Below are 12,917 nucleotides of genomic sequence, written 5' to 3'. Positions count from 1 at the left end.
CCTTCGCCCTGACAGCTAAATTAGTATACTAAATATCCGCCTCTACTGTCAATAGGTTTTTGAAAGTTTTTTTGATTTTTTTCGGGGAAGTCTCTTGTTCTTAGTTTTTATGCGTTTAAGAGTGTCTTTTTACACATTGAAGCATAAAAAAAGAACCATTTGGTTCTTTTTTGTTAGTCTTCATCTTTTGCGCTTTCTTCAGCGCGTTTTTTTACTTCTTCGTACGATAAAGGGTGAACGGGTTCATCTTGACCATCAGGCTCAGGCAGCATACCTGTTTCATAAATTGAACGGATTTGTTTCGCATCCAATGTTTCATACTTCAAGAGTGCCTCAGCAATCAGTTTATGAGTGTCACGGTTTGCTTGAATAATTTCCGCTGCTTTATCTCGCGCTTCGTTTAAAAGATGACGAACTTCTTCGTCAATTAAGCGAGCAGTTTCTGCTGAATACGTTTTTTCTTGACCGTATTGTCCTGGCATCATGGCGTGGTTACCTTCATACTGAACAGGTCCTAAAATGTCACTCATTCCGTATTCTGTGACCATGCTTCGAGCCATTTGTGTCGCCTGTTCAAAGTCATTTGAAGCGCCTGTTGTCTGAGCATTGAAGATAATCTCTTCAGCCACACGTCCACCCATCAAGCCGGCTAATTGTTCTTTCATATCGTCCTTGGATAAGAGATTTTGATCTTCTTTAGGCAAGGCAATCATATAACCACCAGCACGACCACGTGGAACAATAGTTACTTTATGTACCACACGTGCATTCGAAAGCACTAAACCGACAATTGTATGACCAGCTTCATGATAAGCGACCATCTGACGTTCCTTTTCAGAAACTGTTTTATCTTCTTTAGATGGACCTGCAATAACACGATCTTCCGCTTCATCGACGTCAGAAGCGTCAATCACTTTCTTATTGCGACGTGCAGCAACTAGAGCAGCCTCATTTAAGACATTTTCCAAATCTGCACCAACAAAGCCTGGTGTTTGTTGCGCAACAACTTTCAAATCAACATCACTTGCTAATGGTTTGTTACGGGCATGGACACGTAGGATAGCTTCACGGCCTTTGACATCCGGTCTACCAACCAAGACTTTCCGGTCAAAACGACCTGGACGGAGAAGTGCCGGGTCCAACACATCACTACGGTTAGTGGCCGCAATTACAATAACGCCTTCTGTCCCCTCAAAACCATCCATCTCAATTAAGAGCTGATTGAGGGTTTGTTCGCGTTCATCATTACCGCCACCCATTCCGGTACCACGACGACGACCAACAGCATCAATTTCATCAATAAAAATAATGGACGGGGCCGCTTTTTTAGCATCTTCAAAGAGGGAGCGTACTCGGCTAGCACCTACCCCGACAAACATTTCGACAAAGTCTGAACCTGAGATGCTAAAAAATGGAACGCTCGCTTCACCAGCAACAGCCTTGGCTAAAAGAGTTTTCCCTGTCCCTGGAGGTCCTTCTAAAAGAACACCAGCGGGGATTCGCGCACCTAAAGAACGGTAGCGTTTCGGGTTTTTCAAGAAGTCAACAACTTCTACCAGTTCTTGTTTTTCTTCCTCTGCTCCAGCCACATCCGAAAAGCGTATCTTAATGTCTTTATTTTCTGTGGCTTTAACTTTGTTTCGGCCAAAGTTCATGGCATTCATGCCACCACCACGGGAACCGCTTTGATTCATCATCATCATGAAAAAGACAATGAAAATTACAATCGGTCCAAAACTAATCAAAAGAGACAACCATTGTCCAGATTGACTAGCTTCCTTAACCTTGACTGTGGTTCCAGCTGTTTTCGCAGCATCTTGCAGAGTCTTCATTGAAGCGTCATCTGCGAGGGTCAAAGATGTAAAGCCAGTTACTTTTTGAGAACTTGTCGTTCCCAGTAAAGCAAGTGGCGTACTCGTTGTCTTACGAGTTTGAGCTGTTTTATAGGTCCCAGAAACTTCAATGACACTACCATTTGGTTGGTAGCTAATGGATTTAATATTACCATCTTCAATCTGGTTCACTAATTTGGAATAAGAAATTGACTCTGTTTGGCTTGTATCAGTATTAAAATAAAAATTGAAACCAGCTACTGCGGCAACAATGACAATTAACCAAACAAAGGAATTTCGGAACATCCCACCGTTATTTCCCTTATTATTCATAGATTACACTTTCTATTTTGTATTATAGACTTCTTCTTTTAGGACGCCGACATAGGGAAGATTGCGATAACGTTCATCATAATCTAAACCAAAGCCAACAATAAATTCATTGGGCACATCATAGCACACATAATCTGCATCAATGTCAACCACACGTCCTTCGGGCTTATCAAACAAGGTCGCAATGGTAACTGAATTGGCCTTGCGATATTTGAAGAGGTCACGAAGGTAAAGTAAGGTCCTTCCTGTATCGATAATATCCTCAACAAAAATCACGTCACGACCCTCGATATTGGTATCCACATCCTTAAGGATTTTGACCTCACCAGTGCTTTGTGTTCCAGCGTAGCTAGATACCACCATAAAATCAATCTCAACGTGCGTGTCAATATGTTTAATCAGCTCAGCCATAAAAGGAACAGCACCTTTTAAGACACCAACTAATAAAGGATTTTTCCCTTCATAGTCTTTGGTGAGTTGCTGTCCTAATTTTTGCGTTTCCTTGACGATGTCTTCGTTTGTGTAAAGAACTTTTTTGATGTCTTTTTCCATGATCACCGTGTTCATCTTTCCAATTTGAGTTTTCCCTGTATTATACCACCCTTCGGGCTTTTTCTCAAATATATTCTATCTGAGACAAGTACAGCAAGAATGTGGTTTTCCTGTTCTAAAACCCACGCTTTCTCACGGTCTTCCAGAGAAATCTTTTCATCGATAAATAACCGACGAATTTTTTTAGAAAATGCCCCAAACGAAATAACATCTCCTGGTTGACGATGCCTTATGGTGATTTCTGCTTGACTATATAAGGGCAAGCCCGACATGTCTTTGTCCCCAAAGCTGATCAATACACCATCAAGAAGAAGTTTATGTTGGTATTTTAGCACTCTAGGGCTGAGAGTGCTATCCGTCTGTAGACCGATTTTGCTTATTGTGAAATGACGGGCATCCTTTTTAAGATAATAATCTGATTTCAGAGGATGATTGTATTTTTTTGAGGATCGTAATTGATGGAGGAGGTCTTGGAATTGCGCCCGAGATAACTGCAAATCAGGAAAACTTTGGAGATAGCGTTCTAGTAAGTAAGTTTGAAGAATGGTGTCTTGTGCCTGAAAGTAAGCGAGGTCTCTGGTCCGTGACACATCAATCACGCTATCTAAAAGACGATAAAGTCCGGCAATTTCTTGACTATAGGAAACCAACCAGTCCTTTATGTGAGGATTTTCTCTTTCCCAGTCTGGTAGGAAATGGTGACGCACACGATTGCGAAAATAATCAAACGACTGATTGCTACTATCTTCAAAATGAAAAACAGAAGGTAAATCCTGTTTTGAAAAGGCTAATAAGGGGCGTAAGATATGACCTGGACCAAAAGTTTGCTTGTCCTGGATACCAACCAAATGGCGTAAAATACCACCACGCATCAAACGCATCATAACCGTTTCGGCTTGGTCATCTTTATGATGAGCGGTTACCAGTAAGGTATAGCCGGCATCAGTCATTGTCCTTTTAAAAAAAGCATAGCGAAATTCACGCGCTCTAGCTTCTGAAAACTGTCCCTTGAAGTGACCAACAAAGAAAGCCACCTCCCTCTCTTTTGCCCAATCACGGAGATAAGCTTCTTCTTGGTCTGCTTCTGGGCGTTGGTGGTGATTGACATGGGCAATGCCAAGCGTCACTCCCCACTGTTTTTGGTAACGATAAAGGATATTTAACAGCACCATAGAGTCTTGACCACCTGATACGGCAACCAAAACCTTATCTCCTGCTGCAAAATATCCTTTTTTTGTCATGTGTGAAATAATATCGTGTTCTGTAATCATTTTAAAATAGCATAGACGTCGTCTGCAATAGCGGTAATATCCTCATAGGAGGCATCATCCGTGAAAATCGATAAAATAAAGGGAGAATCTGCATAGACCACTGCCACATCATGTTTGTAGTCATAAGCATCCCCGATTTTATGCGCCACTTGGACGGGGATGTTTTTCGCAATGCGCGTGGTATCAAAGTTTGTATGCGTTAAATCTGCAAGAACAGTTCCCCCTTGGTCATAGAGGGCTTCCATCATCAGTCCCGCTGTTTTCGACGATACCACACGACTCTTCATGTCCCATGTAATAGACAAAGCCTTTAAAGAGTCTTGAAAATCATTGCCAAATTGATCCGTCACGTAGTAGGCTAACATGTTGCTTGCCACATTATCAGAATTAGTTGTGACAGCCGCTACTAGATCATTCAAACTGTAGGTTTTATTGTCTGCTGTTTTGGGTAAATCCCCGCTACCACTGGGATCATAAGCACCGTCAAACTGGTTCACCGCATCAGTGTATTTGTAACCTGTCCCCAATGTCGTTTTGTTCAAATTGATTTCTCTTTGAACATAATACAGAATTGGTAATTTGGAAATACTAGCCGAATACATCTCCGTATCTGCATTTATACCAGCTTCTTTTTGCGTGTCTAGTTGTTTAACATAAATGGAATAATTGCTTTTATTATACTTTTGTAGTAACAGGGCTTGCACTTTTTCCATGCGGTTATCTGTTTGAGATAAGTCACTGCTTCTCACCCACCCTAGGTTTTCAATCTGGCTGAATGTCCCTGCCTGAGTCTGGGCCGTTTTGACAACATGCACCTTACTGTAAGCTGGCACTGTTTTTGCAAGAGGCTGTGACTGTGATGTCAGTGGACTATCATATACGGTCAGGTTAGCCGGGGTCCAGGCCTCGTAATCAACAAGTGTTTCATTTTGAGGAACATCATTGCTGATAGCTTTCTGACTGGCCAAAATGTAAGAGCCAGAAGTTAGTTGGAAAACAGCCTGACCGGCCTCATTGATAAGCAAATCTTGGATAGACAGGGTTTGTCCCTGGCTGACTTGGCCATTTGCCTTGGTCAGGTTACTGTCTTCATAGCTGACAAGAGGTGTCAAAACGAGAGGGTTTTGAGGCACTTGGCTAAAATAAGACAAGACTTCTGCTTGTGCAGAGGCATTGGTTCGCTTTTGTGTGGAATCTGACTGGTAGGTTAAGGTCGGAGCCGACATCATCACCAGCAAAAAGAGGAGAGCAACTTTTTTCATGTCGTCTCCTTTTTCGAATCGTTTGTTGTTGCTGTCAGAGATTGGCGAGCTGCCTGATTTTTTTGAGCTAATTGGTCCAAATGTTCCTCTGACTCTGCTAAAAATTGGGCAATAGTATCAATCAGTTTAGTCATAACTAAGGCAAGAGACTTGGGACAGGATAAATAGATTCACCTGACTTGGAATAATAATACTTGGCCCGTGCGTATTTTTCAACATAAGCCGTATCATTGAGCTGACTTGCCAAGGTTTCCTCCGCTTTTGATTTTGTGAGTAAAGCTGCTTTTTCTTTTTGCAACTTGATAATAGTGGCCTTTTGTTTTTGCAAACTGTTATAGCTGGACACCAACTGGTAGGTCGGTATCATAAATAACAAAATAACAAAAATCATGATGGTCGCAATAAAACGGTGTCTGCGCTGAATATCGGCTTCTTGAGCGACCGACAATTCAGGACTTGCTGGCTGTTTCTTGCGTTTTAGGTTGATGGTGTAAGGTGATTTAGGCATTTTCTTCTACTCTAGTTTCGCTAATAATTTCATACATTTTACCAGCATCTTCTTTTTTTGTACTGTCTTTCATTTCTAAAACGCGTACCGTCAGAAGTTTATTCCCAAAACGGATTTCAACGGTATCGTGAATCTTCAAATCCGTCGAACTTTTAGCCAAAACGCCATTGACTTTTATCCGTCCTTTGTCCGCAACTTCTTTAGCAACTGGGCGGCGCTTGATGATACGAGAAACTTTTAAATATTTGTCTAAACGCATGATGGCTCCCTTCATTTTTGGTCTATTATATCATGTTTTTAACATGTTTGAATATTTCTAGGCGTCTGGGGCTTTTTTGAGGGCCAATAACTCCTTAGCAAAGGTCTGCAAGGCGTCTAAAATGGCTGCATCTGACAGTTTGTAGGTCGTAAAGGTTAAAACGATTTGCCCTTTTTCCTCTGTAATGCCTGTCTTTAGGGAGAGGTTTTGCAGGGCTTTAAAATAATCCTGTGTGTTGAAAAAACGATTTGCCTTAGCGCTAAACGTCACTGTGGTCAGGCGTTCTTTCTTTTCGACCTTTTCAACCAAACAGGCTTGCAGAAGGGCCTTAAGATAACCAATCTCTAAGAGGTAGGCTACCGCATCGGGGTAATCGCCAAAACGATCCATTAATTCATCTTGTAAATCGCTGTAGTCGCCTTCATTGGCAATCGCTTGGACCCGCTTATAAATGTCGATTTTCTGACGTTCATCAGGGATATAATCCTCTGGCAAATAGGCATCAATTCCCAGATGCAATTCTGTCGCAACTGTCAGGTCTGCTACTTGTTTGCCCTGTTTTTTTGCAATGGCTTCTTGAAGCAACTGAGAGTACAACTCAAACCCAACCGAATCAATAAAGCCACTCTGTGAAGCTCCCAAAATATTTCCTGCCCCACGGATGGATAAATCACGCATCGCAACCTTAAATCCCGCCCCCAGTTCGGTGAAGCCTTTAATCGCTTCTAACCGTTTTTCTTGAACCTCCGTCAAGGATTTGTCTGGACGGTACATCAGATAAGCATAGGCAATCCGGTTGCTACGCCCCACGCGCCCCCGTAACTGGTAAAGGGTAGAGAGTCCCATATGGTCAGCATTTTCGATAAAGAGTGTGTTTACATTAGGAATATCAACACCTGTTTCAATAATGGTTGTGGCAACTAAGACATCGTAAACACCATTTAGAAAATCAAACAAGGTATTCTCCAACTGGATTTCACTCATTTGACCATGAATAACGCCGACACTGGCTTCAGGGACTAATTCTCGCAATTCTGAAGCTTTTTGTTCGATGGTATCGACACGGTTATGAACATAAAAAACTTGTCCACCGCGGTTTAATTCCCGTAAAATCCCTTCACGCACAAGCCGGTAATCTGTTTCCAAAACATAGGTTTGTACAGGATACCGATCCGTCGGTGGGGTTTCTATCACTGATAATTCCCTAATTCCCAACATGGACATATGCAGGGTACGTGGGATAGGCGTTGCAGTCAAGGTCAAAACATCCACTTTGGTTCGTAAGGTTTTCAGTTTTTCTTTATGTTTCACGCCAAACCTTTGTTCTTCATCAATAACAATCAAGCCTAAATCTTTAAAGGTGATATCCGAAGACAAGAGGCGATGGGTGCCAATGATAATATCCACACGCCCCTTGGCCAAATCAGTAATCGTCTTTTCCTGCTCAGCTTTGGTTTGAAAACGGCTTAGTACGGCTACCTCAATCGGAAATTCTTCAAAGCGCCGTTTAAAAGAGGTGAAATGTTGTTGGGCCAAAACGGTTGTCGGCACCAAAACAGCCACTTGTTTCCCATCATTTACTGCCTTAAAGGCCGCTCGCATAGCGACTTCTGTTTTACCAAAACCGACATCACCCACCAAAAGACGGTCCATCGGTTTAGCCATTTCCATATCTTTTTTGATTTCGCGGACACTTTGCAACTGGTCAGGTGTTTCAACAAAAGGAAATGCTTCTTCAAAACTCTGTTGGCTGTCATCATCAGCCGAAAAAGCAAAGCCGGATTCTTCTGCACGCTGGGCGTAAAGTTTTAACAAATCATCAGCAATATCTTCAACCTGTTTGGCGACTCGTTGCTTGGTGCGTTGAAAACGACCGTCATTGAGCTTATTGATATGGGGTTCCTTGCCATCAGCAGACACATACTTACTGAGTAGGTCTAATTGTTCAACAGGGATTGAAATTTTATCTGCCTGTTGGTACTGAATGGTCAAATAATCCCGGTGAATACCGTCGACTGCGATGGTTTCCATTCCCAAAAAGCGACCAATCCCATGGATATGATGGACAACATAATCGCCTACTTGTAGTTCGTTATAATTTTTAAGGCGTTCAGCATTGCTGATACTACTAGAACGCACACGGCGTTTCATTTTTTTTCGGAAAATTTCTTGCTCAGTGATGAGCACCAATTTTTCATCTGAAAAATAAAAACCTGAGGACAACTGCCCGTAAGTAATTTGTGCCTGGTGTTTTATAAGCTGATTTGGCTGGACTAGAGGAATGTCTATGTCATAGGACTGCAAACTTTTTTGCAGATTATCCATCTGTTTTGGCGAATCTACCAAAAGCACAAGGGTCGCTTTCATCGTCTCGTAACGGCGAATTTCTTCAACCAAAAGAGGCAACTGGTTGTAAAAGTCCTGCATCCCATATTGGTTAATTTGGTGCATGCTTGTGAAGGTGAGATTGCCCAAACCCTTTTGAAAGTTCGATAAAAACGTTGCCGGCTGATACTGACGAATCGTTCGATAACTCTCCCCAAACAAAAAGGTGTCTGATAAGGTCTTACCTTGTTCTAAACGTTCTGTAATATAATCCGCTACTTCAAGATCAAATTTAGCATTGATTTCAGTCAATCGTTGGAAATCATCCACAATTAGCGGTGTCCCTGCTGGCAGATAGTCTAAAATCCCTACTGTTTTTTCATAGAGGTAGGCCAGCCATTGGCGACTCTCTTCTGGACTTTTGCCGTTTGACAACTGGTCTCTGACTTCTGCGAGGTCTTCTGAAACCTCCTCAAGCTTTGCTAGGGCACCATCTAGGCGCTGGTAAGCCCTTTCTAAATCAGCTAAATCAACTAACACATCGGAAGCCGGCGAAATCGTCACGCTTGACACTGCCTCTAAAGATTTTTGGCTCTCACTGTCAAATGTGCGAATACCATCTAGCTCATCCCCAAAAAACTCCAACCGATAAGGTCTATCTGCTGTCACCGTATAAATGTCAAGAATATCTCCACGTATGCTATATTCTCCAGGTGATAAGACTTGAGGCACGCGCTCATAGCCCATACGAACTAACTGGGCACTCAGGTTTGACAAGTCGTATTCTTTTCCGACACGAAATTGCGCATGGGCACTGGCATAAGCCTCTGGTGTGGGCAATAAGACACGTGTCCCTGCCAAGGTGACCAAGAGAATGCCCTGTGCCGTTTCATTTTGCAAAAAATCTAGACTCTGCACCCGAGACAGGGCTCTATCCAAAGAAGCAAAGATGAACTCTGCTTGAGGCACATCATCTGCGAAAAATTGGTAAACTGTTTCTTCTCCTAAAAGAGACACCAAATCACTAGATAATCGCTCGAGTTCCCCTTGATTGGCGCAGACGACCACCAGTTTACCACCAGTCGTTTGAAAAGCACTAGCAATGGCCAGCGCCTTAGTTGTCCCAGAAACTCCCATCAACAGTTGACGTTTTTGAGAAACCAGTCCTGATTGCCAGCTAGCAATTGCAGTATTTTGTCCAAAGACCTCAATAAGTGTTGTCATAAGCGGTTTAATTCCTCTTGTAATTGCTTAAAGGGTAGTCCTGAAATCCATGCTTGCAAAAGTTTCTGCGCTCTATCAATGGCTAGGTCCACGCTAATGGCATCATCCGTATCAAAACGACCTAGAACATGGTCTACAACTTTCCCTACTTGAGGGCGACCAATCCCAATCTTCAGCCGTAAAAATTCTGATTGCCCCGCTTCCGCTAGGATACTTTTAATCCCATTATGCCCACCAGCTGAGCCTTTTTCACGCAGACGAAGCTTACCTACCGCCATATCCAAATCATCATAAACGACCAAAAGGTCAGCCATGGTTAACCCATAGTAAGCCAAGAGCGCCCTGACAGCCAGACCACTCGCATTCATAAAAGTTGTCGGCTTGACCAATAGAATTTTTTCGCCTTGGCTAAAAACAGTTGCCACATCAGCTTTAAAGGTTGGCTGACTCCGAAAGTTTTCCCCTTGATTTGCTACAAAACGATCGACGACCATAAAACCAACATTGTGCCGTGTTTTTTCGTATTTTTTCCCAGGGTTTCCCAGCCCCACAATCATCTTTGTCATGCCACTTTACCTCCTTGCTTTCATACAGTGCCAGCCACTAGCTTGAAAAAATCTGAAGCGTGTGCTCCAGATTCTTTGTTAGGTTTAAACATTAAAACGGAATTCCATAATGTCGCCATCTTGCACGACATATTCCTTACCTTCTTCACGCAAACGCCCTGCTTCCTTAACAGCTTTTTCACTGCCATAAGTAACCAAATCATCGTATGACATGGTCACAGCGCGGATAAAGCCTTTTTCAAAATCAGAATGGATAATCCCTGCCGCTTGAGGCGCTTTCATGCCACGTTTAAAGGTCCAGGCTCTGACTTCTTTTTCACCAGCTGTAAAGTAAGTCCCTAGCCCCAATAAATGATAAGCGGCGCGTGTTAGCTTGTCCACCCCAGATTCTGTCAGTCCCATAGCTTCTAGAAATTCTTGCTTATCCTCATCGTCGAGCTCAGCAATTTCTTCTTCAGCGCGTGCAGAAATGACGACAACTTCCGCATTTTCCGTTGCTGCAAAATCGCGAATCGCTTGAACATAGTCAATGCTATCTGGGTCTGATACTTTATCTTCATCGACATTAGCAACATACAAGACTGGCTTGGTTGTCAATAAAAATAATTGCTTAACAATAGCTTGTTCTTCCTCAGAGAAATCAACCGTCCGAGCTGATTTGCCATCTTCAAGAACAGGCTTAATTTTTTCTAAGACCTGAAATTCTGCAAGAGAATCTTTGTCTTTTTGCGTTCTTGCCATTTTTTCGACACGCGCATACCGTTTGTTAATGCTCTCTAAGTCAGCCAAAATCAATTCCAAGTTAATGGTATCAATATCAGCGATAGGGTCAACAAAGTCTGATTCACGTCCCTGCTCACGCATGACATTTTCATCGTCAAAGGCACGCACAACATGCACGATTGCATCGACTTCACGGATGTTCGCTAGAAATTTATTTCCTAGACCTTCCCCTTTTGAAGCCCCCTTCACGATTCCAGCGATATCTGTGAATTCAAAAGTTGTCGGAACTGTTTTTTTAGGGGTAATCATTTCCGTCAACTTCTCCAGACGCGCATCTGGAACCTCTACGACACCAACATTAGGTTCGATGGTAGCAAAAGGGTAATTGGCTGCTTCAGCACCCGCCTTAGTGATTGCATTAAAAAGGGTCGATTTGCCGACGTTAGGTAGTCCGACGATACCTGCTGTTAAAGCCATAAAATTTATTCTCCATTTGTTTATTCAGTCCCGTCTATTATAGCAGAAAAGCCTAAAAAAGGCTCGTCTTAGTCAACGAACCCTTTCTCTAAAGCTAGCACCACTTATTGCAACTAGCAGGTGCTAAACTTCCTCACCCTTTTTCTGGTTGCGAGAGGACTTTTTTCATTTTCCGCTCAAAATCATGGCGGCTCATCATGACGACATGGTCGCAATTGCTGCAACGTATCTTGATATCAGCCCCCATGCGCACGATTTCCCAGTGATTGGCTTTTTTTCCTGTCGCTTTAATCGTACAAGCATGCGGTTTTTTCATTTCGACAAAACTGCCCAAATCATAGATTTCCATAGGTTTCCTCATTTCCATCAGATACAGGCTCCATCCTCAAAAATAAGACCATTCGGCACTAATTTTAACCGTTCGTACGCACAGGCGTAATCAATTGAATAAAGTCTTCCTCTTGTCCAGCCGGAACCAAGGTGAAAGGACGTAAAGCCGATAAAAATTTGATGCTGACTTCTTCTGCTTTGAGCGCTTTAAGGGCATCAATCAGATAGCTCGGGTTAAAACTAATGGTCAAATCGGCACCCGTTAAACTTTGGGTATCGATATCTTCATTGACTTTCCCCACTTCTGGAGAATTAACATGGGCACTTACCTGACCTGAAACAATCTCGAGTTTCACAGTTCCATTTTGACTGGCATTAGAAACCAATTGTGCCCTTTGCATGGCATGCAAGAGCGTTTGAGTCTTAAAGACCACCTCAGTTTCAAAAGCATTTGACAACAAACGGTCGGTATCTGGGTAATTGCCTTCCAAAAGACGCGAATAAAAACTGATGTTTTCACTGCGAAAAAGAATTTGGCTCGTAGACAAGAAAACTTCGACATGTTCTATTTGTTCTGTAAAGACAGCTGCAAACTCCCGCAAGGAACGGCTAGGAATAACCACGTCAAAATTGTCAGAGATGTCATCTAGCTCCAATTGACGTTGGCTCAACCGATGGGAATCCGTTGCCACTGCCTTGAAGGTCTTTTGGTCGGACAAGACAAAGTGAACACCCGTCAAAATCGGACGACTTTCTTGGGTGCTTGCAGCAAAGGCTGTTTCGGTAATGACGTCTTTTAAAAGACGCGTTTCCAGAATTAAAGGCTGAGTAGTTGCCATTTCCTGAAGGCGTGGGTATTGGTCGGCATCTTTGCCTTTCAAAGTGATTTCAGATTTGCCACTGGTCAGAACAACTTGCTCTTGTTCAATTTCAGTAAAATTCAAAGTCACATCCGGCAAACTAGATACAACATTGATAAAGAAATTAGCTTCTAAGAGAATGCTTCCGCTTTGTTCCACCAAAAGTCCTGCATCTTCTTGACTAGTAAGAAGTGTATTTTCAATAGAAATTTGTCCATTTGACCCTGTCAGAGTTAGGCTATCTTGTTTAACCTCTAACTTGATCGTCGATAAAATAGGAATAGCATTTTTGGTGCTAATGGCACGTTTTGTGGTATTTAAGGCTTGTAAGAAGAAAGCCTTGTTAATGGAAAATTGAATCATGAGATGTCCTTTGCTTTAGTTTTATATATTAT

12 protein-coding genes are annotated in these 12,917 nt (G+C 42.5%); all 12 read right to left on the bottom strand.

Annotation, left to right across the window (positions count from 1 at the left end; all coding sequences use genetic code 11):
* Positions 1-173: 173 nt before the first annotated feature.
* The 12 genes from ftsH to dnaN all read right to left on the bottom strand — a co-directional run bounded on the left by ftsH (position 174) and on the right by dnaN (position 12,885).
* Positions 174-2,165, bottom strand: a complete 1,992-nt coding sequence (gene ftsH / locus STRDD12_RS06120) for an ATP-dependent zinc metalloprotease FtsH (protein ID WP_066916138.1) — start codon at positions 2,163-2,165, stop codon at positions 174-176.
* Positions 2,166-2,177: 12 nt separating this feature from the next.
* Entirely contained in the window at positions 2,178-2,720 is a 543-nt protein-coding gene (gene hpt, locus STRDD12_RS06115; protein WP_066916257.1) for a hypoxanthine phosphoribosyltransferase, read from the bottom strand.
* 8 nt (positions 2,721-2,728) lie between these two features.
* Complete coding sequence (gene tilS / locus STRDD12_RS06110; protein WP_082753069.1) at positions 2,729-3,958, bottom strand: tRNA lysidine(34) synthetase TilS; 1,230 nt, start codon at positions 3,956-3,958, stop codon at positions 2,729-2,731.
* A 26-nt stretch (positions 3,959-3,984) separates the two neighbouring features.
* Complete coding sequence (locus STRDD12_RS06105) at positions 3,985-5,250, bottom strand: serine hydrolase (protein ID WP_066916136.1); 1,266 nt, start codon at positions 5,248-5,250, stop codon at positions 3,985-3,987.
* Complete coding sequence (locus STRDD12_RS08520; RefSeq protein WP_197456653.1) at positions 5,247-5,384, bottom strand: SP_0009 family protein; 138 nt, start codon at positions 5,382-5,384, stop codon at positions 5,247-5,249. Before STRDD12_RS08520 ends, STRDD12_RS06105 begins: the two co-directional genes overlap by 4 nt.
* Positions 5,385-5,386: 2 nt before the next feature.
* The gene (locus STRDD12_RS06100; RefSeq protein WP_066916134.1) at positions 5,387-5,758 is read right to left on the bottom strand and encodes an FtsB family cell division protein; all 372 of its coding nucleotides are present in this window, start codon (positions 5,756-5,758) and stop codon (positions 5,387-5,389) included.
* Positions 5,751-6,017, bottom strand: coding sequence for an RNA-binding S4 domain-containing protein (locus STRDD12_RS06095; RefSeq protein ID WP_066916132.1), 267 nt, complete (start codon positions 6,015-6,017; stop codon positions 5,751-5,753). Before STRDD12_RS06095 ends, STRDD12_RS06100 begins: the two co-directional genes overlap by 8 nt.
* 57 nt (positions 6,018-6,074) lie before the next feature.
* On the bottom strand, positions 6,075-9,566 hold the full coding sequence (mfd, locus tag STRDD12_RS06090; RefSeq protein ID WP_066916130.1) for a transcription-repair coupling factor: 3,492 nt from the start codon (positions 9,564-9,566) through the stop codon (positions 6,075-6,077).
* On the bottom strand, positions 9,563-10,132 hold the full coding sequence (gene pth, locus STRDD12_RS06085; RefSeq protein ID WP_066916128.1) for an aminoacyl-tRNA hydrolase: 570 nt from the start codon (positions 10,130-10,132) through the stop codon (positions 9,563-9,565). The genes mfd and pth overlap by 4 nt, the downstream gene beginning before the upstream one ends.
* An 84-nt stretch (positions 10,133-10,216) precedes the next feature.
* A complete protein-coding gene (gene ychF / locus STRDD12_RS06080) occupies positions 10,217-11,332 on the bottom strand; it encodes a redox-regulated ATPase YchF (RefSeq protein ID WP_066916127.1) in 1,116 nt (371 codons plus the stop codon).
* A gap of 133 nt (positions 11,333-11,465) precedes the next feature.
* Positions 11,466-11,675 (bottom strand): DUF951 domain-containing protein, encoded by a 210-nt coding sequence (locus tag STRDD12_RS06075; RefSeq protein ID WP_066916255.1) that lies wholly within the window; start codon positions 11,673-11,675, stop codon positions 11,466-11,468.
* Between the two features lie 70 nt (positions 11,676-11,745).
* A complete protein-coding gene (gene dnaN / locus STRDD12_RS06070; RefSeq protein ID WP_066916125.1) occupies positions 11,746-12,885 on the bottom strand; it encodes a DNA polymerase III subunit beta in 1,140 nt (379 codons plus the stop codon).
* Between the last annotated feature and the right edge of the window lie 32 nt (positions 12,886-12,917).

This window comes from Streptococcus sp. DD12 (assembly GCF_001578885.1).
Lineage (GTDB): Bacteria > Bacillota > Bacilli > Lactobacillales > Streptococcaceae > Streptococcus.
The sequence above is the reverse complement of the archived record's forward strand: the minus strand, read 5'-3'. Positions and strand labels throughout refer to the sequence as shown.

Bases quoted from the DNA above. Each gene is read 5' to 3' on its own strand.
- ftsH (WP_066916138.1), bottom strand. From the start codon at position 2,165: ATGAATAATAAGGGAAATAACGGTGGGATGTTCCGAAATTCCTTTGTT.
- tilS (WP_082753069.1), bottom strand. From the start codon at position 3,958: ATGACAAAAAAAGGATATTTTGCAGCAGGAGATAAGGTTTTGGTTGCC.
- STRDD12_RS06105 (WP_066916136.1), bottom strand. From the start codon at position 5,250: ATGAAAAAAGTTGCTCTCCTCTTTTTGCTGGTGATGATGTCGGCTCCG.
- STRDD12_RS08520 (WP_197456653.1), bottom strand. From the start codon at position 5,384: ATGACTAAACTGATTGATACTATTGCCCAATTTTTAGCAGAGTCAGAG.
- STRDD12_RS06100 (WP_066916134.1), bottom strand. From the start codon at position 5,758: ATGCCTAAATCACCTTACACCATCAACCTAAAACGCAAGAAACAGCCA.
- STRDD12_RS06095 (WP_066916132.1), bottom strand. From the start codon at position 6,017: ATGCGTTTAGACAAATATTTAAAAGTTTCTCGTATCATCAAGCGCCGC.
- mfd (WP_066916130.1), bottom strand. From the start codon at position 9,566: ATGACAACACTTATTGAGGTCTTTGGACAAAATACTGCAATTGCTAGC.
- pth (WP_066916128.1), bottom strand. From the start codon at position 10,132: ATGACAAAGATGATTGTGGGGCTGGGAAACCCTGGGAAAAAATACGAA.
- ychF (WP_066916127.1), bottom strand. From the start codon at position 11,332: ATGGCTTTAACAGCAGGTATCGTCGGACTACCTAACGTCGGCAAATCG.
- dnaN (WP_066916125.1), bottom strand. From the start codon at position 12,885: ATGATTCAATTTTCCATTAACAAGGCTTTCTTCTTACAAGCCTTAAAT.